The organism is Pseudalkalibacillus salsuginis, assembly GCF_021646685.1.
In the GTDB taxonomy this organism is placed as follows: Bacteria; Bacillota; Bacilli; order Bacillales; family Fictibacillaceae; genus Pseudalkalibacillus; species Pseudalkalibacillus salsuginis.
Genome location: NZ_JAKJHW010000003.1, coordinates 110404 through 131764, shown reverse-complemented (window position 1 = coordinate 131764; position 21361 = coordinate 110404). Strand labels below are relative to the sequence as shown.

20 protein-coding genes and 1 pseudogene are annotated in these 21361 nt (G+C 41.3%); 5 read left to right on the top strand and 16 right to left on the bottom strand.

Features of this window, described 5'->3' with window-relative positions:
• Positions 1 to 10 precede the first annotated feature (10 nt).
• Together L1611_RS10090 and L1611_RS10085 are read right to left on the bottom strand one after the other, a co-directional pair.
• Positions 11 to 1174 carry an ROK family transcriptional regulator gene (locus L1611_RS10090; RefSeq protein ID WP_236312970.1) on the bottom strand — a complete coding sequence of 388 codons (1164 nt, stop codon included), beginning with the start codon at positions 1172 to 1174 and terminating at the stop codon, positions 11 to 13.
• 550 nt (positions 1175 to 1724) lie between these two features.
• Positions 1725 to 2061: pseudogene (locus tag L1611_RS10085) on the bottom strand (NIPSNAP family protein).
• Between the two features lie 334 nt (positions 2062 to 2395).
• On the opposite strand from L1611_RS10085, the gene L1611_RS10080 reads away from it, so the two are divergent.
• A complete protein-coding gene (locus L1611_RS10080) occupies positions 2396 to 3346 on the top strand; it encodes a DMT family transporter (RefSeq protein ID WP_236312969.1) in 951 nt (316 codons plus the stop codon).
• Positions 3347 to 3428: 82 nt separating this feature from the next.
• Here L1611_RS10080 and L1611_RS10075 read toward each other — a convergent pair whose 3' ends face one another.
• Both L1611_RS10075 and L1611_RS10070 read right to left on the bottom strand, forming a co-directional pair.
• Positions 3429 to 3596: a hypothetical protein gene (locus tag L1611_RS10075; protein ID WP_236312968.1), complete on the bottom strand. Its 168-nt coding sequence runs from the start codon at positions 3594 to 3596 to the stop codon at positions 3429 to 3431.
• A 43-nt stretch (positions 3597 to 3639) separates the two neighbouring features.
• A complete protein-coding gene (locus tag L1611_RS10070; protein ID WP_236312967.1) occupies positions 3640 to 3912 on the bottom strand; it encodes a class I SAM-dependent methyltransferase in 273 nt (90 codons plus the stop codon).
• Positions 3913 to 4041: 129 nt separating this feature from the next.
• Here L1611_RS10070 and L1611_RS10065 point away from each other — a divergent pair, with 129 nt between their 5' ends.
• The 3 genes from L1611_RS10065 (at position 4042) to L1611_RS10055 (ending at position 6975) form a co-directional block, all read left to right on the top strand.
• Complete coding sequence (locus L1611_RS10065) at positions 4042 to 4710, top strand: PepSY domain-containing protein (RefSeq protein ID WP_236312966.1); 669 nt, start codon at positions 4042 to 4044, stop codon at positions 4708 to 4710.
• A gap of 187 nt (positions 4711 to 4897) precedes the next feature.
• On the top strand, positions 4898 to 5578 hold the full coding sequence (locus tag L1611_RS10060) for a response regulator transcription factor (RefSeq protein ID WP_236312965.1): 681 nt from the start codon (positions 4898 to 4900) through the stop codon (positions 5576 to 5578).
• Positions 5575 to 6975, top strand: a complete 1401-nt coding sequence (locus L1611_RS10055; RefSeq protein WP_236312964.1) for a HAMP domain-containing sensor histidine kinase — start codon at positions 5575 to 5577, stop codon at positions 6973 to 6975. Before L1611_RS10060 ends, L1611_RS10055 begins: the two co-directional genes overlap by 4 nt.
• Positions 6976 to 7426: 451 nt before the next feature.
• Here the strand turns inward: L1611_RS10055 and L1611_RS10050 are convergent, their stop codons facing one another.
• Entirely contained in the window at positions 7427 to 8272 is an 846-nt protein-coding gene (locus L1611_RS10050) for an NAD-dependent epimerase/dehydratase family protein (RefSeq protein WP_236312963.1), read from the bottom strand.
• Between the two features lie 118 nt (positions 8273 to 8390).
• On the opposite strand from L1611_RS10050, the gene L1611_RS10045 reads away from it, so the two are divergent.
• On the top strand, positions 8391 to 9218 hold the full coding sequence (locus L1611_RS10045) for a helix-turn-helix transcriptional regulator (RefSeq protein WP_236312962.1): 828 nt from the start codon (positions 8391 to 8393) through the stop codon (positions 9216 to 9218).
• Positions 9219 to 9580: 362 nt separating this feature from the next.
• Here the strand turns inward: L1611_RS10045 and L1611_RS10040 are convergent, their stop codons facing one another.
• The 11 genes from L1611_RS10040 to L1611_RS09990 form a co-directional block, all read right to left on the bottom strand.
• Entirely contained in the window at positions 9581 to 10417 is an 837-nt protein-coding gene (locus tag L1611_RS10040; RefSeq protein WP_236312961.1) for an SDR family oxidoreductase, read from the bottom strand.
• Positions 10401 to 11489 (bottom strand): mannonate dehydratase, encoded by a 1089-nt coding sequence (gene uxuA / locus L1611_RS10035; protein WP_236312960.1) that lies wholly within the window; start codon positions 11487 to 11489, stop codon positions 10401 to 10403. Before uxuA ends, L1611_RS10040 begins: the two co-directional genes overlap by 17 nt.
• 18 nt (positions 11490 to 11507) lie before the next feature.
• Positions 11508 to 12125 (bottom strand): bifunctional 2-keto-4-hydroxyglutarate aldolase/2-keto-3-deoxy-6-phosphogluconate aldolase, encoded by a 618-nt coding sequence (locus L1611_RS10030; RefSeq protein ID WP_236312959.1) that lies wholly within the window; start codon positions 12123 to 12125, stop codon positions 11508 to 11510.
• Positions 12126 to 12281: 156 nt separating this feature from the next.
• Entirely contained in the window at positions 12282 to 13298 is a 1017-nt protein-coding gene (locus L1611_RS10025) for a zinc-binding alcohol dehydrogenase family protein (RefSeq protein WP_236312958.1), read from the bottom strand.
• A gap of 21 nt (positions 13299 to 13319) precedes the next feature.
• On the bottom strand, positions 13320 to 14594 hold the full coding sequence (locus L1611_RS10020; RefSeq protein ID WP_236312957.1) for a TRAP transporter large permease: 1275 nt from the start codon (positions 14592 to 14594) through the stop codon (positions 13320 to 13322).
• Complete coding sequence (locus tag L1611_RS10015; protein WP_236312956.1) at positions 14591 to 15070, bottom strand: TRAP transporter small permease; 480 nt, start codon at positions 15068 to 15070, stop codon at positions 14591 to 14593. Before L1611_RS10015 ends, L1611_RS10020 begins: the two co-directional genes overlap by 4 nt.
• Positions 15071 to 15187: 117 nt before the next feature.
• Positions 15188 to 16186, bottom strand: a complete 999-nt coding sequence (locus tag L1611_RS10010) for a TRAP transporter substrate-binding protein (protein ID WP_236312955.1) — start codon at positions 16184 to 16186, stop codon at positions 15188 to 15190.
• 224 nt (positions 16187 to 16410) lie between these two features.
• Positions 16411 to 17361 (bottom strand): sugar kinase, encoded by a 951-nt coding sequence (locus L1611_RS10005; protein WP_236312954.1) that lies wholly within the window; start codon positions 17359 to 17361, stop codon positions 16411 to 16413.
• A complete protein-coding gene (locus L1611_RS10000) occupies positions 17354 to 18379 on the bottom strand; it encodes a LacI family DNA-binding transcriptional regulator (RefSeq protein WP_236313281.1) in 1026 nt (341 codons plus the stop codon). The genes L1611_RS10005 and L1611_RS10000 overlap by 8 nt, the downstream gene beginning before the upstream one ends.
• A gap of 178 nt (positions 18380 to 18557) precedes the next feature.
• Positions 18558 to 19751 carry an iron-containing alcohol dehydrogenase gene (locus L1611_RS09995; RefSeq protein WP_236312953.1) on the bottom strand — a complete coding sequence of 398 codons (1194 nt, stop codon included), beginning with the start codon at positions 19749 to 19751 and terminating at the stop codon, positions 18558 to 18560.
• A 26-nt stretch (positions 19752 to 19777) separates the two neighbouring features.
• Complete coding sequence (locus tag L1611_RS09990; protein ID WP_236312952.1) at positions 19778 to 21112, bottom strand: YjiH family protein; 1335 nt, start codon at positions 21110 to 21112, stop codon at positions 19778 to 19780.
• Positions 21113 to 21361: the final 249 nt, after the last annotated feature.

Here is a 21361-nt window from a genome sequence, read left to right as displayed (position 1 = left end):
AACCTCCCTCTCAAATTTTGAAAATTGAATCATATTCCTTCAGGAACAGTGCACTTGCTCCAATCACCCCAGCCTCTTTTCCTAAGCTGGTAGGAATCACCTTGCATTTTCCAGGGGTGAATTTTCCAATGATATCTTGAATCTTTCCTTTGAACCGTTCATACGATCCGCTGATACCACCTCCCAATATGATAATTTCAGGGTCTAACAAGGAGATATAGTTTGAGATCCCGATCCCGAGGTTTTCGATCGCAAAGTCAATGACTTCCCTTGCATCTTCATCTCCTTTATCTGACAATTCAAAAGCCTCTTTAGCTGTGACTTTTTTATTGATTCTTTCTGATAGTTGTTCTCCAATCGAAATCCCTCCTGCCATGCTTTCAAGGAAACCAAAACCTTTAACAACGGGGTTGAAATCTCGTGCCCTTATTCTGTCAGTTACTTGATAACCGATTTCACCGGCGCTATAGTTGCTGCCTCGGTACAGGCTTCCATTAAGGATGATCCCGCTTCCGATGCCAGTTCCGATGGATATATAGATGATGTTGGATTTATCCTCGCCCGCTCCAATCCAATGTTCGCCTAGTACCGTAATATTGACATCGTTGTCTACGAATATCGGTAAATCAAAATGCGCCTCCAGCTTCTCTTTGATCGGGAAGTTCTCCCATTCCAAAGCAGGTGCTTCAACGACAATCCCCTTTTCCACGTTTGTCACACCAGCTATGCCGACTCCGAGTCCCAGAAGGTCTCTGTTAGTCAATTCAAGTTCATCCAGCATGGATTGGACGTCCTTTTTCAGGCGTTTGAATAAGTCTTTATTTAAAAAATCCTGGGTAGGAAATTCCCGATAGGTATGTACGTTTCCCTTTAGGTCGGTTAATCCAGAAGCTACTTTCGACCCTCCGATATCGACCCCTATAATATAAGCATTGCGTGCGTTGAAACAGAGCTGAACGGGTTTCCTCCCTCCTGTAGTTGTAGAACTTCCCATTCCGACCTCGTATACATAGCCGTCTAGAAGCAATTGATTCACAAGCTGCGACACAGTCGGTTTGCTGATTTTAACTCTTTTCGAAATCTCGGCTCTTGAGATCGGCTCATGCTCGATGATGCAATCCAATACGATTTTTGTATTCATATTTTTGATGTAAGCCGCATTCCCCTTTTGCATTCCTTTAACTCCTTACTGTAACCGTTTAGTTTGTTAAGTTAACTTATTAACCTAGTGTAAAGAAATAAATGGTAGATTGTAAAACATTGTATTAGGGCTTCTTTAATAGTTAAGGAGGCATTTCCTCTTGTTTATTCTTCATAACTCACTATTTCTAATTTTTAAAATATTTTATCAATTCGGATGGTATCGGCTCATATATCCTCCAAATTGGCTCATATATTCCAGCTTTAGCTTATAAATTAGTGGATCCGCTATAAAATCAAAATTCGGCTTATAAATCGATATAAAAACACCTCGTATCAACGCAAAGGGTTCCGTTTAGAGGTGCAAAATCAAAAATAAGGGGTTTTTTCAACCAAATTTGTAATATATGGTGTGATGTAGCTACGATATTCTTCGGTTAAACCTTCTGGTAATCTATCCAAATTAGTATTTAACTTCGTAGGACTCAGATTTATCAACAGTTAATTGACCTTTAACATCATTTGTTACGTATACTACGGTTACAAAATATAATTCATCACCATTCATACTTTTCCTCCAACTTTCACTTTACGGTTGATGTTATCTCTTCATTTCTGACTTCTAGTATGTATTCTTTGAATACGTTCTCTTTCCCACCATGTTGTTGATACCAGTCTTGGACACGTTTAACATGAGCTTCATCGCTTCTGACATTTGATTCTATTTCTTTATAGTCCTCATAACTATCATACTCCCAAATAGCAAAAACTTCGGTAGTATAATCATCGTTCTCTTTCATCCAACGACCAATAAATCTCGCACCATGTTTTAGCTGATTAGGTAAGTTTGTATTATTAAAGTGTGCATTATACTTCTACAAATTCATTTTTTACAATATAAAATTTTCTTCGATAAAACAAAATGTCCCTCCTCATAAAAGTGGTATTATCTGATCTTACCTAGTGCCAATTATTTCAAATATTAAGTTCTAACTCAATTAATATTTCACAGAAAATGGACTTACCCTTATTGTGGATAAGCCCCCTTTTCTGGAATACGAACCAATTCTAATACTTCTCAATTGCGCCCTTTTCATGAAGACATAAAATCAAGATAATCTGAAAGACATTCTTAAAAATATTCAGTTTCTGTAACCTTTACTATTCTATATATTGACATCTATACTTTCCAAATTTAGAATTGTAGAAATATTACACGAAAAGGAAAGTGTAGTCTTGTAAAGGAATGAATAAATTGAGAAGAACTAAAACCTATGCAACATATGGAACAATATTTTTGATTGTCTCAGCATTATTGACTGCTGGAAGCAATGTCTATTATTCAAATAAAGTACAGGAAATAAGTCCGTTCACTTTTACCTTTATTAGTTTTTTTATAACTGGATTGTTTTTCCATGGTATTCAGCTCAGAAATTATCCAAAGAACATTAGGATCGGTAAAAAGAATTTCAAAGATATTATAGGTATTAACCTTAGCACTGCTGGTGTGTTTATGAGTTTTTATTTCGCTCTAAAGTATATTGAACCCGCCATTGTTGGTGCCATAGAAATTGGTGTTGGACCTATATCATTCTTAATCATCAATAAAGTGCTTTATCGTAAAGGAGTAAATAGAATAGATCTATTTACTGGAGTTGGAGCGTTAATTGGAAGTTTATTTTTAATTTTAGCTACGCTGCAAGGGAACTCAGGATTAGTTTTTGAATCTATACCACTCGCCGCAATAGGACTTGTCTCGGCTACGTTATGTGGTTTTTTTGCAGCTCTTGCAGCTATATATTCAAAAAAACTTAGTGTAGCGCAATGGAACTCTACCAAAATACTAGCTCATAGATTTTATGCCATTATTGTATTATCATTAATTTTTTCTCTTGTCCAAGGGAACCTGCCAGGACAATTAACATCAAATTGGATATGGATTTTGATAGTATCCATGATAGGCGTTGCTATACCTTTATATTTTCTGCAAATCGGTATACAACATTCTGAAACCTTCTTTGTTATGATGTCACTATCCTTTATTCCGATATTTACTTTTGCTTTTCAATTTTTTGATCCTCGAATAGCTACTTCCTATCATTCTCTATCAGGCATATCAATCATATTAGTTTTTGCATTATTTAGTGTATATGTAAATAACTCTCGAAATAAATCCATAGCAAAAAATAAAGAGATGGCAATATAAGATACATTATTGCCATCTCTTTATTTTATAGTTATTCCTGAAAAGCCTCCTTTTCTTGAATAGAAATACTCTGTAAACAATTTCACTCCGCCACTAATGATAAGGTTTTAAATGGTTTCAATTTATCAGACTCGATATTAATAGCAACCATCCCGGTTTCCGTGGACGTCTCATGCCATTCTCCTGGTTCCCATAAAGCAAGTTGTCCCTTTCTTATAGGTACAGCAACACGGTCTTTACCTTTAACCAATCCTTCTCCTTCTACAACTATTAACATCTATGAAACTGTTGCCTTATGTTTTATTGACTTTAGAAATATTAGGCATTTGCTCGGCGGATTTATCAATAGCATTCGGGAAGTATTCTTTGAGCCAATAATTGTTCATTTGTTTAGGGGAGGAAGTAAAAATGACAAATCTCCCTTTGTTTAGAACTCTATACGCTTCTTCAAAAGTTGCTTTAAGATCATTGAAATGGTGAATGGCTAAAGTACTGGTTATACCCTCAAAGCTATCATTATTAAAAGGAAGATGAATCGCATCCGTAATGGAGGAAAAAGCACACACAAAATAAATTTTAAAAATGAAAGTTTTTTCATGAAAAGGTTATTTTAATTTTAAATTCAATTCAGACTCACTTCATGGTAGAGGCTTAAGATAAGGATGTACCACAAAATAATATGAGGAGGAAAACAAATGAAGAAAAAGTTTATAGTACCCGCATTGGCAGCAGCAATTGTAGGAGGAGGTATGGCAGGCTCTCTTTTAAACACATCCGCATTTGCAGCAAATAATGATAGTAATAGTAATAAGGTAGAGGTAACAGATAAGCAGGAGCAGAAACAATTGGCAAAAGAAGCAACCATCACTAAGGAAGAGGCTGTTTCTGCCGCATTAAAAGAGGTTTCAGGAAAAGTAGTGGATACGGAACTCGAAGATGAAGATGGAACAGTTGTTTATGGTGTTGAAGTTACTGATGATCAAGGGAACAACCAAGATGTAAAAGTAGATGCCAAAACAGGTAAGGTCTTAAAAGTAGAGGCTGATGATGAAGAAGAAAATGAGAAGGGAGAAAAGGAAGAGAAAGAAGATAAAGATCGTGAAGTTTCTGATCAACAGGAGCAGCAACAATTAGAAAAAGAAGCAAAAATTTCGGCTAAAGAAGGTACAACTATTGCATTAAAAGAAGTAAAAGGCCAAGTAACGGATACTGAACTTGAAGATGAAGATGGAACCGTTGTTTATGGTGTTGAAATAACAGACGATCAAGGAAAAAAACATGATGTAAAAGTAGATGCCAAAACAGGTAAGGTCTTAAAAGTTGATGTGGATGATGAAAATGATTCCGAGAGTGATAGTGAATAAGAGTAATTAAGTAAATTCAAATAGGGTCCTACTTGCTTATGCAAGTAGGACTTATTCATTTCATGAGCTCACTAATTTCAATTAATTGTATTTTGTATCATAACTATTCTTTTTGGTTTAAGATAATAGTGTCATTTCAATCAAATCCTGAAAGTAATACAAAATAGAAAAGTAACATTTGGAGGTCATGAATTTGGATATTTTAGTGATTGAAGATGAAGAAGCATTATCGGAATTTATAGTACTTGAGTTAACGCATGAAGGATACAATGTAACGGCTGCTTATGATGGAAGAGAGGGGCTTGAACTTGCATTAGAAAGAAATTGGGATGTTGTCCTTTTAGATTTAATGCTGCCAAAGTTAAACGGGATCGAAGTTTGCCGAAGATTAAAAGCAGTAAAGGATATTCCGATTATTATGATAACAGCAAGGGACAGCGTAATGGACCGGGTATTAGGGCTTGATAGTGGCGCTGATGATTATATCCCAAAACCATTTGCGATTGAGGAATTACTGGCGAGAATTAGAGTCATTATGAGAAGAGAAGAAAAACGAAATGATTTGCCTACCCTGCTTTTTTCATTTAAAGATTTAGAATTAAATATTGAATCAAGATTATTAAAAAAAGGCGAACAATTGATAGAATTAACGAAAAAGGAATATGACTTATTGTTTATGTTTATGAAAAATATTAATCGTGTCTTAACAAGGGAGGTTCTTCTAGAAAATATTTGGGGTTATGATGCAGAAATTGAAACAAATGTCGTCGATGTTTATGTAAGACATCTTCGAAATAAACTAGATTCTGTAGATAAAGAAAGTTATATTCAAACGATGAGAGGGATGGGGTATGTGATGAGAGAATGAGAAACTTAAAAGATTTAATTCCAAGAAGCATCAACATTAGATGGAAATTAACTTTATGGGCTGCCCTTTTAATGCTATTTTTATTTTTTTCTTATAATATTTCACAGTATTTTGTCATTCAGAACTGGGTAGTTAATCAAGAGAAACAAACCATTCAAAAAAAGATGGAAGAAGTAACCGCATACATTCAAGATTCAAATTTTAAAGGGAATGTTTCGGAAAGTGAACACTATTTAGACGTCTTGAATGAAAAGTATCAACTGATAAGGATCGTGAAGGAAAACAATTCTCCGTTATTTACGATATCGGACGAGGTACCACAAGGTTGGGTATCCCCGAAAAATGTGACAAAAGAAGAACTAGTGGAATTTTCTCCAAAAGGTGATCGTTTGTTGATATTTAGGAGGCCAATTGAAGTAAATGGCTTTAAAGGAACAGTAGAAATAGTTCGCAATTTAGAGAACTTTGATAGTTTGATTAATCAAATATTTATGTTGGTTATCGTAACAGGACTGGGTGGAATTCTCCTTAGTTTATTTGGCGGCAGACTTATTTCATTTCAACTGTTAAAGCCAATTAATTCAATGATTAGAACAATGAAAAGAATAAAAGAAAATGGCCTGAAAGAAAGGGTTCAAATTAATAAGCAACGTGATGAAATGACAGAGTTAGGGATTATGTTTAATGAATTAATGGATAACTTAGAAAAGTCATTTCAACAGCAACAACAATTTGTAGAAGATGCGTCCCACGAATTAAAAACACCGTTGTCCATCATACTTGGGCATTTATCGCTTATCAATCGTTGGGGTAAAGACAATCCCAAAGTATTAGAACGCTCAATTCATTTAAGTTTAAATGAAACCAACAGACTTATTCATCTTGTTTCGGAATTATTGACTCTCTCAAGAGTAGAAGAATCCTCTACAAATATGAACTCATTGGAAGAAGTCAAAATAAAGGAGATTTTGGTGGATATTGTTGAAAACTTCCAAACAACAAATAATGATTTTGAAATATTCTCCACTATAGATATTGATATGGATTTTACTATAAAAATTCTTAAAAGTCACCTTGAACAAATAATGATCATTTTATTAGACAACGCCATTAAATATTCAACAAATGAGAAGGTCATACAGATTAATGTAAGACATACAGAAAAGCAATTGACGATTGAGGTAAAAGATTATGGAGTGGGTATCCCGAAAGAAGAATTACCTTTTGTACTCAATCGCTTTTATCGTGTGGATAAGGCAAGAAGTAGAAAATATGGTGGGAATGGGCTAGGACTATCGATTGCCAAAAGGTTATTAGATATTTATCAAGGTACAATAGAAATTGATAGTGTGTATGGGAAATGGACAAAGGTACTGGTTTCATTTCCTCTTGATTGATAAGAGTAGACTATCGAAAGTATTGTCAATCCTTACGGAAATTAAGGATCATGTAATTCGAAATGTATGAACTTTATATATAGGGAACGGAAAAATTAAAATCCTTCTGAGTAACTAAGATGAATATTATCTATTTCAAACCAAAATAAAGTTTGAAGAATGAGAAAAAAGTCTGCCTAAGAAGAAAAAAGTTTGCACAAAGTCTTGTGGATGGATCCAGAGTATTGGATTCCCAACCATATCCCTTAAGAATGTTATATAATCCATTAAACCTCTCCCCAAAAATAATTAAACTTGCGTTATTCCAGAATCCTGGCCCTTTTCATGAAGAAAGACGCTTTCCTTATTTCAGAAAAGCGACCGTTTGCTTAATAACAAAAATTTGAATTATATGAAAAAAATCGCTCTAAAAAAGCGCCACTTTAATACTGCCTGGGTACCTTCAATTTTATTAAATTGCACCTGCATCTCTTGCCGAATAGAACGACGGGAAAAGCGGTCGATAATGTAACTCGTCTCTTATACGCGTTGTATCGACGATCATGTCCCATGGATGAAACTCCTGCTGCAGCGCTTCTGACGAAACTTCGCTATTATGAAACTGTAACATTTCCGCAACGGCGATCGGCGCATCGTCGGCAACATTGTAGATTCGGCCATCAATACCTGGTGTGGAAGCTGCGAGCATCAGGGCTTGACTTACATCCGCATGGTGTGCCATAGAGAATCGTTTGGCTGGATTCCAATTACGCAATAACGGCAGAAATTCCGTGATATGGGGATCGTGCTCACCATAGACAAATGGAAGCCGTAATATGCGCAATCCTAATCCCTGTTCCCGATGAAGCCGTAGAAGCGCCACTTCGGCATCAGCTTTGGATTGAGGATAAGGATGATAGGCAGGCCTCAACTCGTCATCTTCTCGGTTTGGTCTCGAATGATCCCCCGCACCGTATACATTATTGGTGCTGGAAAAAACAAACCTTGGCACATCCGCCTTCAACGCTGCGCGAGCTAAAGCTATGCTGCCATCGAAGTTTGACATTCTGGTGGTGTTCTCGTCTACACCACGGAACTGTGCTGCCAAGTGAATCACAACATCAGTGCCCCGGAGAGCGTCAACATAATTATCCGGCTGCAAAAGATCGCCTTCTAAAACTTCAGCGCCTAGCTGGTGAAGCCAATCCGCCTTTGCAGCGTCTCTAACCAACAGTTTAACGTGATGACCGCGTTGTAACATACGCGGAACAAAACGGCTTCCTACTCTACCTGTAGCTCCTGTTACAAAAATGTTCATTCTGCAAATCCTCCTAAGTTTTTTATACGTCCTACATGCAGTATAATAGGATGTGTACGTAACTGCCTTCCTGCGTTTATCGTATGATTGGAAGTGTCAGGATAAGGGGGAGTTATAAATGGAAGAGGTTTCTTCCGGAATTTCGTTAGGTGAATTTTTGCGTTCGCGTCGAGAACGTCTTACTCTAGAAGATGCAGGGATAATATCCTATGGACGACGACGGACCCCGGGGCTTCGAAGGGAAGAAGTGGCCCAGCTTGCCCATATCGGAACATCATGGTATACCTCTTTGGAACAGGGCAGAAGTGTCAATCCATCAGAGGATGTACTAAATAACATAGCAAAAGCGCTGCGATTGACTGAGGATGAACGTCACCATCTCCATCTTCTTGCAAGACCGGTACAACAGGAAAAGGTAGAAGATCAGCAATTAAATGTAGGCTTGGAACGGACGATAAGGGCTCTTGAACCGAATCCGGCATTCGTGATTGGAAGATGTTGGGATTTGCTGCTATGGAACAAAGCAGCTGAGCTAGTTTTCAGATTACCCTCATTTTCAAATAATACGCAGCAGAGACTCAATTGGATGAGATATCTTTTGACAGATGCCAAGCTAGGATCAAACATAAAGGATTGGGAAGCCGGAGCACAAGTCTTGATTGCACAATTTCGTGCGGATTACGCTCACTTCCCTAATGATGAGAGGTTTAAGGAGCTTATTGAGGAATTTATGCAGATCAGCAAGCTGTTTCGCGAGATATGGCCGCTTTATGACGTTCAGACCATAACAGATCGGCACAAACAGAGCTACGATCCTCGTATCGGAGAAATGGAATTTGAACATGTGACCTTGCAACTGCCGACCAATCCGGATCTGAAGATCATGATTTATACAGCTTCAACGGATACGGCTGAGCGTTTGCTAAGTTTAATGAGCACTCGGTAGCATTGAGAAGAATTTCGTACGAATATCCCTTCTATTATTAAACAATCTGGACCTTTAATGGAATAGCAAAACTCGATTATATATCCTTATTTTACCACAAGAAAAGAACTGTCAAAGAAATAATGACATCAAAAACGTCATCAAAACCGGTACTCATTTTGACAAACTCTTTGGATTGTACAATAACGATTGTACGAATGAAACCGGCGTGTCAATTATTCTGTCATTTGCTTATTAAATGTTTCTTAACCCTTGACATTAGAAATGTCCCGTGCAATTCACGGGACATTTCTAATGTCATTTTTTAGTTATGAACCCCAAAACGGAGCTCTTTAATATCAACGAGAGTGCTTCTTAATCAATCAGACTCCTGAATATGCCATGAAACCGCCGTCTACCGGAACGGTGACACCTGTTACAAAGCTTGAATAGGATTCATCTGCAAGCCATAACATCGTCCCAAGCAGGTCTTCGGGTTTCCCAAACCGCTTCATCGGTGTACTAGTTATGATTTTCTCTGACCTTGCCGTATGACTGCCATCCTCTTTAAGTAGTAGATTTTTGTTTTGAGTTGTCAAGAAAAAGCCTGGTGCGATCGCATTCACTCTTAACCCTGCTTCAGCAAAATGTACGGCCATCCACATAGTGAAGTTGTTGATGGAAGCTTTTGCTGCGCTATAAGCAGGAACCTTCGTCATAGGTGAGTAGGCGCTCATCGAAGAGATATTCAGGATTGCAGGAGCTTCCGCCTTCAAAAGTGCCTTGCCGAATACCTGGCTAGCAAGGAATGATCCAACGAAATTACTGTCGAAGACGCTTTTGAATCCGTTCTCGTCCAGATCGAAAAACGATTTTTCCTCTTCGTCGTCCTCATATTTTTCTGAATCTGTGATGGCGTCAGGATGGTTTCCGCCTGCACCATTGATCAAAAGATCGATACGGCCGAATGTCTTTATGATTTCCTCTCTTGCACTCTCTAGAGACGACCGCTCTAATACATCAGTTGCGATTGAGATGGCAGTCCCCCCAGATTGGCGGATTTCATCGGCTACTTTTTGTCCTTTTTCAGCTGTTCGATTCAAGATTGCTACTTTTACACCGTGGCGTGATAGTTCTTTCGCCATCCTGGAACATAGCACTCCACTTCCACCAGTAATGACGGCTACCCTATCTTGTAAGTTTTCATGTTTGGGAATCAATTTCCTCATCCTTTCTCTCTGATCGGTAAGCATCCCATAGTCCGAGCAAATACATGATCCCTAAAGCGCGGTCATATAGCCCATAACCTGGCCTGCATTTCTCACCCCATATATGGCGGCCGTGATCCGGTCTCATATACCCATCATAATTTTGCCTGCTCAATTCTTCAACGACACCTTTAATGTCAATTGAACCATCCTGTGTGTAATGGGAGGTTTCTGTAAAATCCCCGTTCTCAAAGATTTTCACATTGCGAATATGTGAAAAAGGTGCACGCCCAGCATATTTCCTCGCCACTTGGACCATATCGTTTGCAGGGTTCGCACCCATTGAACCAGTACACATTGTAAAACCATTGGATGGTGAATCCGAAATCTTCAGCAGTCTTTCATAGCTTGCTTCACCTGTGATGATTCGAGGCAATCCGAAAATAGACCACGGTGGATCATCCGGATGGATCGCCATTTTTATTCCGTTTGCCTCTGCAACTGGCAAGATTTCCTTAAGAAAGTGCTCCAGGTTCCTCCATAGTTGTTCTTCATCCACATCCTTATAAGCATCGAACAAATCAGAAATGTGTTCCATTTTTTCAGGTTCCCAGCCAGGTAATGTCAGGTCAGATGCTTCAGAGACGGTTTGTAAAAGATCTTTCGGATCCAAATGTTCTACTTTTTCTTTTTCATAAAATAACGCTGTCGACCCATCTTCTAATGGGTGGAACATTTCAGTGCGCGTCCAATCAAAGATCGGCATGAAATTGTAGCAGATGACTTTCACCCCGGCTTCAGCAAGGTTTCGGATCGTTTCTTTGTAGTTTTCAATGTACCTGGAACAGTCCTTGTCACCTAACTTGATCGATTCATGGACGTTTACACTTTCTACGACATCCGTATGAAATCCGAATGACTGGATGTATTCTGTTTCAGCAAGGATATCTTCCTTCTTCCATACTTCTCCTACCGGAACTTTATGTAAAGCCCAAACGATCCCTTTCACTCCTGGAATCTGTTTCACCTGATCCAGGGTGACCGTATCATTGTCCCGGCCATACCAGCGAAATGTGATGTTCATGACTGGCCTCCTCTGTGTTCAGCATTTATTTGCATATTTTTCACTAAGCTTCACGACAGCATCAAAACCACCCTGTTGATACTCTTTATTCAAATCACTGCCGATCCCACATGCCACAGCTCCCGCTTCGAGCCAATCCTCTATATTATCCAGATTGATTCCTCCAGTAGGCATGAGACGGGCATGCGGCAACGGTCCGTTTACCGACCGGATGAATGATGGATCGAACTGGTTCGCCGGGAAAAGTTTAAGTACATCGCATCCCGCTTCCAATGCTTCAACCATTTCCCGGATCGTCATACATCCTGGCATGTACGGAATACCATGTCTGTTGCATAAAATGGCGATTCCTTTATTGAAATGTGGACTGACGATAAACTTGGCACCCAATAAAATAGCATGGAGTGCTGTTTCCGGATCCAGAACCGATCCAGCGCCCAATAGGACATCTTCATTTCGTAATTGCCGGAAAACATCGTCAACCTGAGGGGTGGTATACGTCAACTCGATCGCACGGATTCCGCCTTCTATCGCCCCTTTTGATAATTGAACCGCCTCCTCCGGATTTTGACCACGAATGACAGCCACAACTTTAGAATCCGAAATCTCCGCCAAAATAGAATGCTTCATAAGCAAAACCTCCTTAAATGATCAACTGTACCATCGCTGTACCAGGCACCGTTTGAGAACCGTTGCGGCTCTAGGGCTGGCATTCGGTGCCAGGCACCATTTTGGATCCCTTCTCCTGTAAGGCTTTCTGAATGGTGCCTGGCACCAACTGAAGGCACCGACTTACAGCTTGATGACGACTTTACGGACTGAGGATGGGGGGGATTCCATCAATTTGAATGCTTTTTCGGTTTCTTCGATAGGAAACTCATGACTGACAAGATCCTTCACATCGAACTTCATGGAATTGAAGAGATCGACGACGATAGGGAAGCGATCCGTTTGTAAGCGTGAACCGCAGATCGTCAGTTCTTTTTTTGTAATGTCCACCTGGGATATTTGTGATGGTGAACCATGAAAGCCTAGCAGTACAACCCGTGCCGCAACCGATGTCACTTCGATTGCCTGTTCAACTGTTTGCGGGAGCCCGACCGCATCGATGACAACATTGGCCCCCATGCCTTCTGTCCATTCCATGATCAGTTGTTTCACATTGCTGGCACCTGGATTGACGGTGAAATCCGCTCCCCACTTTTCAGCAAAGACCAATCGCTCTTCATTGAAATCAGAAATCGCTACCATCGCCCCGGCTTCCTTCGCTACTTTCAAACAGCATAAACCGATCGGCCCTGCACCTATGATAAAGACAACATCGCCTTCTTTCACATCACCGCGGTAAACGGACTGTGCCCCTATTGTAAATGGCTCGATCAATGCGATTTCGGACCAGTCCAGTCTGTCATCGACCTTATGGACAAGGTCTTCAGGAATGACTATGACTTCCCTTCCGCCGCCTTCCCGATGAACGCCATAAACTTCAACATTTTCACATACATTCGGTCTGCCTTGTCTGCAAGCATAACATTTTCCGCAAGATGTCATCGGTTCGACAACGACTTTATCGCCAACAGCGACTCTCGAAACAGAACTGCCAACCTCCATCACCTCACCGGCTACTTCATGACCGATGATCCGAGGATAAGATGCAAATGGATTTTCGCCATGGAGGATGTGCATATCCGATCCGCATATCCCCATCGCCCTCATCCGAATTTTTACTTGATTTGACCCTTCCAGTTTAGGTTCTTCAACTTCTACTACACTGATATTGCCTGGTTCTGAAACCTGGATGGCTTTCATGATCTCTCCCCCTATTTTTTCCTAATCAAATAGACTTGGCAGATACATTGTTAATTGAGGTACGAAACTGACGAGCAACAGGACGACGAGACTTACGCCTAAAAACGGCAGCAAGGCGACGGATGCTCTTCCGATCGATACTTTCCCGATGCTGGATGCGACAAACAAGCAGACCCCGACTGGCGGTGTTGAAAGGCCGATCATCAGATTCAATACCATCATGACACCGAAATGGACTGGATCCATGCCAACCTGGATCGCAACTGGCATCAATACAGGAAATAGGATGACGAGGGCTGCAATCGTCTCCATGAACGTCCCCACGAACAGAAGCAATAGATTCAACAGTAAAATGACCACGATCGGATTTTCAGAGATTGATAGAATCGTATCCGCAACCAATTGAGGGATTTGTTCACTGACAAGTACCCATCCGAAAAGATTGGCAAACCCGACAAGGACCATGATTCCAGCCGTACTAACCATGGAATCCAGCAGGATCTTAGGCAGCTGATGGACCTTCAAATCTCTGTAGATGAACATTCCGACTAACAACGCATATACGACAGCTACGATGGAAGCCTCAGTCGGTGTAAAATAACCACTCAGGATGCCGAATAGGATGACCAGCGTCATCATCAATGCCCAGAACGCACCCCAGAACGACTTTATAATCGTCGTCAGTTTTTGGCGCTCCCCTTTTGGATACTTACGTTTAACCGAAATGAAATACGTGACGATCATCAGTCCGATCCCTAATAAAATGCCGGGAATCGTCCCTGCTAAAAACAGATCACCGATTGAAACGGTTGCTAAAGTACCGACAATGATCATCGGCAATGACGGCGGGATAATCGGCCCGATTGTCGAAGAGGACGACGTCACTGCCACAGAAAACGGGGCGTCATATCCCTCTTTTTTCATAGCCGGAATCAATACCGACCCAATACTTGCCGTATCCGCGAGGGCTGTTCCGGATATGCCGGCAAATCCCATGGAAGACCCTACATTCGCAAGTCCAAGCCCGCCACGGATATGCCCGATAAGGTTATTGGTAAAGGCGATGATCCTTTCGGTGATTCCTCCAGCATTCATCAGGTTACCGGCTAAAATGAACCCAGGAATACATAGCAGGACGAATGAATTGATGCCCTCGAACATCTTTTGAGGAACGATGCTGAGCGGAATATCAACCATTAGAATATAGATCAGTGAGGATATCCCCAAACTGAAGGCGATCGGTATCCCAAGGAAAATAAGGACGATGAATGATATAAAAAGGATCAGTGCCATCATTGTTCTACACCCTTTTCGCTATTCTGCTTAATGACATGATAGATGTTCAGGAAACTGTATAATGCTAAAAAAATGAAGATAATCGTCATGCTTGAATAAATGTAAAACATCTTGACCGTCAAGGTTGCCGAAGATTGGTTCTGTCCGGCCAATGAAAATTGGTAGGCATAATTGATCATCGAAGCCGAAAAAATACCTAACACAAGATAAATCAAGGCATCATAATACCTTCTTATTTTTTCAGGTAAAATGCTTATCAGCAGGTCAACCCTCACGTATTCTCGTTTTTCCATCGCAACAGGTGCCGCAAAGGCAATTGAAAAGATAAATAGAAAACGAGAGAGCTCTTCTGTCCATACGAAGGTTACCGGGGTATACCTCCCGGTCACTTGCATCAGAACAACCACGATAAGGGCAGAAAATGAAAGGATAGTCAAAAGTTTCAGGATGCGACTCATAATCTTAACGGCTAGCATACAGCTCTCTCCTTTTCTAATTATTGAATGTGGCTGGCTCATTGCATCATATAAAACCCCTGCTTCTCCTATTGAAAAACAGGAAGGTGAGTCACAGATGAGCCAACCTTATGATGATCATTCAGCCGATTCTAAGATTTTTTCGTATAGTTTGAGCTGTTCTTCAGACAAACTCTTCTCGACAGCAGGTTTCATTGCCTCAGCAAACGCTTCCTTGTCTACTTCTACAAATTCCATGCCTTCATCTTTCAAAGCCTTCTCATATTTAGCATTTTCTTCTTCAAACAATTCCTGGCCGTAAGCTTGAGCTTCTTCAGCCGCTTCCTTCACTGCATTTTGTGTCTCTTCATCCAGTGCTTCAAACTGTTTGTTTCCTACTACGACATAGATCCAGGAATAAACGTGCTCCGTTTTGTTTACATATTTTTGAACTTCATTAAATCCTGCACTATGAATCAGATCAACCGGGTTTTCTTGTCCGTCGATCACATTTTGCTGTAGCGCTGTAAACACTTCACTGAAATCCATAACTTGCGGCCGGGCTCCGGCTTCTTTCCATGCATCCATGAACAATGGAACATTTGGCACACGCATTTTGAACCCCTTAAGATCCTCTGGTGTTTCAATCGGCTTATTCGACGTCAAGTTACGTGGCGCACGCATGTGATAATAAAGCGGTGTAACGCCTACTTTCTCTTTGATTGCGCTTTCAATATCGGCACCGACTTCCCCTTCAACCACTTTTTTCATATGATCTTGTCCTTTGAACGCGTAGGGAACAGCCATCAGAGCGGCTTCTGGAGCCCAGTTCTGCATCGTTTCGCCTGATATCGTCATGTCGACTGTCCCAGATTCGATACTGTTAAGAACTTCTGTTTCCCCGCCTAATTGTTCATTCGGGAAAATTTTGATTTCCAATTTGCCGTCTGTTTTTTCAGCAACCAGCTCTGCGAATTTTTCGGCCGTTTTATGCCAAACGTGATCTTCATTTCCGAGATGTCCTAATTTCCAAGTTGTCGTTTTTTCTGAACCATCTGTAGATTCATTCGCCCCACTGCAGGCAGCCAAAGCGAAAACCATTACTGAAGCCATCAATAAACTGAACCACTTTTTCATTGTGAATCCTCCTTATGCTTTTTAGGGTTTTAAGTAGTTAAAAATACGTTCTGATTATTGCCATTCCTCTTTAGAGGGCTTGATCTGTTCATCATCCAATCCCTCTGTAATCTGCCGAAATTCGTTAAATATTTGAAAATGTATTTGTTTCAATAGATTGGATCACCTCCTTCATTATCATGGCAGTACCTGATGTTTTTTCAGTGTCAATGATCTCCAGTTGCTCACCTTTCAATGGTTTTTTTTCCATCTAATTTCCTAAGGACATCTTCCAAATATGGCAGTCCTTCATTATCCCCTTTCACAGTAACGACCATCGAACCGATGATATTGGCAAACTTCAGTATTTTCGGCAGTTCCCAGTCATTCAGGAGACCAAAAAGCACACCTGCGTCAAATCCATCCCCAGCCCCTACCGTATCCACTACTTTCGGAACGATTTGAGCCGGTTCTTCCATAAAGTCTTCCTGTGTCCACACAGCCGATCCACTTTCACCAAGCTTCAGAAAAAGGTGTGAAATGGTGTAGTGTTTGGCATGTTTGATGATTTCCGGAATATGATCTGTTCCGAAAAGGATTTCCGCTTCGTCTACACCTGTCAGAAGATAATCGACATCCGGCAACCATCGAAGCAATGTCTTTCGAGCTTCTTCTCTGTTCCAAAGCTTTAACCTAATGTTCGGATCCATTGAAATTTTCAGGTCGTATTTTTTTGCCAGTCGAACGGCATGATCGATAATCGCTCTGTTCTGTTCATGGACAGCAGGGAAAACCCCAGTAATATGAAGCAGTTTCGCTTTCTTAAAATACAATTCATCCAATGACTCCGGTTTCAAGGTAAGTGTCGGCGATTGCTGACGATAATAGAAGGTTTTCCCTGATCCATCTTCGAGAATTTCTTTGAAGTTCAAGGATGTTGGATAGCCTTCCATCAAGTGGACTTCAGAAACATCAATCCCCTCACCTCTCGTAAAATTGTAAATGTAACGGCCGAATTCATCGTTCCCTAATCGGCTGATCCACCCTGTCTTCAAACCAAGTCTCGCACACCCGATTGCAACGTTAAGCTCTGCTCCTCCGACTTTGCGTTTATATGTATCTACAAATCGAAGTGGACCTGTTGTCGCTGGGTCCATCGTTATCATCGCATCCCCGATTGTAATCACATCATTCATTTAGTATCCCCTCCTTCTCAGCTGATTTTCTGGCGATTATTGACGGTGGGTATCGATAAATACCTGGTTCGGTTTCATCAGTTTGTTTAATTTTTTTGAGTAACAGGTTAACTGCCTTCGTACCCATTTCGAATGTCGGTTGGGCAATTGTTGTCAATGACGGAGAGTGGATCGTCGCGAATGATACTTCATCGATCGTCACTAAGCCGACATCCCTGCCGATTTTGATCTCATTTTCGGTGACATACATCAGGAACTCCATCAAGGTCAAATCGTTTCCGGTTATGATGGCTTGCGGCGGCTCCTCTAATGAAAACAGTTCCTTGATGCCCTTCTTCAGTTCTTGAATTTCCATTGCTTTGATATATTCTTTACGATCAGGTAATTTATGGGACTCGAGTGCTTTCCTGTAACCTTCAATCCGTTCGATACGGGGGGTCACATTCTCGATCAATGATGCTGTGATGATGGCGATCCGCTCGTATCCGTTTTGAACGAGATGATTTACGGCCATCCTGGAAGCCCTTTCATTATCGAGCATAACTGTATCCACCGTTATGCCTTCAACGAGACGGTCCATGAATACAATCGGAAATTTCGCGTCAATCAGGCGTTGGTAAATTTCCATATTCCCGCTCGTCGGAAATACAATCAAACCATCCACTTGCTTAGCAAGCAACGTCTCGATGTATTTCTTTTCTTTCTGCGGATCATCATCTGCATTGCACACAATCGTAGAAACATTCTCAACACTGCAGACATCTTCTATCGACCGGATCACTTGTGTCGAAAAAGTGTGAAGGATATTGGCCACAATGACTCCAATCGTCGATGTATTCTTCTTCTTCAGGCTCCTTGCAACTACATTCGGTTGGTAGTTCAGTTCCGAAATCGCTTCCTTTATTCTCGAGCGTGTTTCCTCCCCCATGTAATCAAACCGTTCATTAAGATATTGGGAGACTGTACTTTTAGAAACGCCCGCTCGTTTGGCGACATCGCCTATCGTAACCTTATTGATTGGCATAATCCTTCTCATTCCCTAATGATTTCATTTTTACTAAATCGGTTTAGTAAATCGGTTTAGTTGAAGTATAAAACAAATGTAAGCGATTTTCAATAGAAAATTCAGAATTTTTTACCGGAATATTTTAACTCAAACAAAAACACCCTCGAATCAACGAGCGTGTTTCTTCTAATTACTTTACCTCTGCTTTCCTTTTAAATTGGTAATCAAAACAGATTTGGTAGAGTTCCTCTAGCTCTTTTTGGCCCGGAACCCTGGGATTATTGGCCGGGCTGCCGCTGTCGATCGCATCGGCTGCCATTTTTCCGATTACTTGATCAAAGGCGCTTTTTTCAATTCCCCAATCCTTTAAATTCGGGATATTCAATTTCGAGCATAGTTCTTTAACCGATTCAACGGCAATATCAGCTGCTTCCTCATTCGGCAGCGATTGATCAGGCTTGAAAATCCGTCCCAAATCCGCCAATCGATCAATGCACGCTTCCTTGCTGAACTCAAGGACCGCAGGCAGGAGCATCGCATTCGAATAACCGTGCGGCACATGGAAGAGTGCCCCAATCGGCCTCGACATGCCATGGACGAGACAGACAGACGCATTGGTAAAGGCGATCCCTGCTTGCAGGGCACCTAACGACATCGCTTCACGTGCATCGATGTTTTCACCATTTTTATAAGCGGTCAAAAGATTCTTCACAATCAGTTTCATGGCAGATAAGGCGAACGTATCCGTCATCGGATGAGAACGCTTGGAGAGGTACGCCTCGATGGCATGGCTAAGTGCATCGACACCAGTAGCAGCTGTTATCGTTTGCGGTGAAGAAACGGTCAACATCGGGTCGACAATCGCCACCTCTGGCATGAACGGAGGTTGTTTGATCATCATTTTGATATCATCTGTCGTATTCGTAATCACCGTCACATCGGTTGCTTCCGAGCCTGTCCCGCCAGTCGTAGGGATCGCGATATGCGGCAGCGGTTTGTTTTTCACTTTTTTACGGCCGGGTCGATAATCGCCAATGTAACCTTCGTTGTTCGCCAGGACCGCAATCGCTTTCGCCGTGTCAATACAGCTTCCTCCACCGATTGAGACGACGAGATCGCATTGTTTACCTTTTAACAGTTGTAAGGCTTCACTTACATACCGGTCTGTCGGCTCAGATTCAATACCTGGATACACCTTGCTATCGATCCCCTCTTTTTTCAAATGATCCTGACATTGTGAGACATAGCCAAGTCCAGCCATCACCTTATCACTGACGATGAGTGCCTTATTCCCTCTTGTTACAGCTTCCATTCCAATATTATCAAGAGCACCGCGTCCATAATAAATTTCATGAGGGGTGCGAAGTATAGCAAACTTCTCCACTAGATCCTCTCCCTTTTACCATTTTATCAAAGTATCAAAAAAGCGATTGGAGTTACGATGACGAGTGTCAAAATTGTACGTTCAATCCAAACGAGGAGCATTTTCCATATGCTGATCGGGATTTCAGTCGACAGAATACAAGGAATCAGTGCTGAGAAAAACATGATGGCAGATACGGATAAAACCCCGATGACAAAGCGAGTGATCAATGGTGCATCAACGACCAACAATGCCGGCAAGAACATTTCAGCAATCTCGATGGCCGCTGCTTTTGCGGCAAGTAAAGGCTCAGGGACCTGCAATAGTGCTGTGAAAGGATAGAAAACGTAACCTAGAATATCGAAAAACGGGGTGAATTCAGCGAGCATAAGGCCGAGAAGCCCCACGGACATGATTGACGGCAGGATTGCCATCGTCATGATGAATCCATCCTTCAGGTTATCCCAGATATTTTTCCCGAAAGAAGGAGAACTGTTCGCTGCATCCATCGCCTGGTTCCACGCACCTTTTATCCTATTTCCGGTTGGTTTCGTTTCCGGCGTACCTTCCCTACCTTGATAATAGCCGTCACTCATGCTTTTTAGCGGATAGATACGGACGGTGATCGCCGTAACTAGAAACGTAACGAGTAAGGTCACCCAAAAGTAAGTGTTCCATATTTCCATCAGGTTAAGGGTATTGGCAACGACAATCATGAATGTAGCAGAAACAGTCGAAAATCCTGTGGCGATGATGGCCGCTTCTTTTACAGTATACTTCCCTTCCTTAAAAACACGGTTCGTGATAAGCAGACCGATCGAATAGCTTCCGACAAATGAAGCGACTGCATCAATCGCTGAACGACCTGGTGTCTTCCAGATTGGTCGCATGATCGGCTGTACGATCACGCCAATGAACTCAAGCAATCCATAACCGACAAGCAAGGCTAGGAATACCGCCCCAATCGGTACCAGCACCCCGACTGGAATGACAAGCTTTTCAAACAGGAACGGGCCCATGTTAGGAGCCATCATCCATGCTGGCCCGATTTTGAAGATAATCAGAAGCGAAGTGAATAAGCCAAGCACCTTCAACACGGAAAAGGCAAGCGTGACATTGTCCTTCCGCCATGTTCTTGAATAAAAAGGATATGCAGCGCCTAGTAGGATGACGAGCAAGGCGTAATAAGGTACAAGGACGGGAAAAGTTGTCAGAAACCAGGTGACGAGATGATCGAGCGGTATAGAAGATTTCTCATTGACGGTGATCGGGATGAAGAACATGAATATCCCGATTGCACTGAAAAAAACGAACTTCCCAACAGCCGAACCACGTGACTGGATCGGTACATTCGGATTCAATCCAGGATTCGATTGCGACATCTGAAAACCTCCTCGATAACACAATATTCTGTTAATTATATGTATTGATATCTTCCCTACCTGTTGCTGAATCTCCTTCCTGAATCACAAATAGGATAGGCGTATAAATGTGGTGGTTCGGTTTATCCGATACTCAGATTAATTCCTTAGCAGCTTTTACTAATTTCTTTTTGTGATTTTATGAAGCTTATTAATTGCAATTATTAAATAAGTTAGAAGCCATTACTCCCCCACCCACTTTGGTACTGA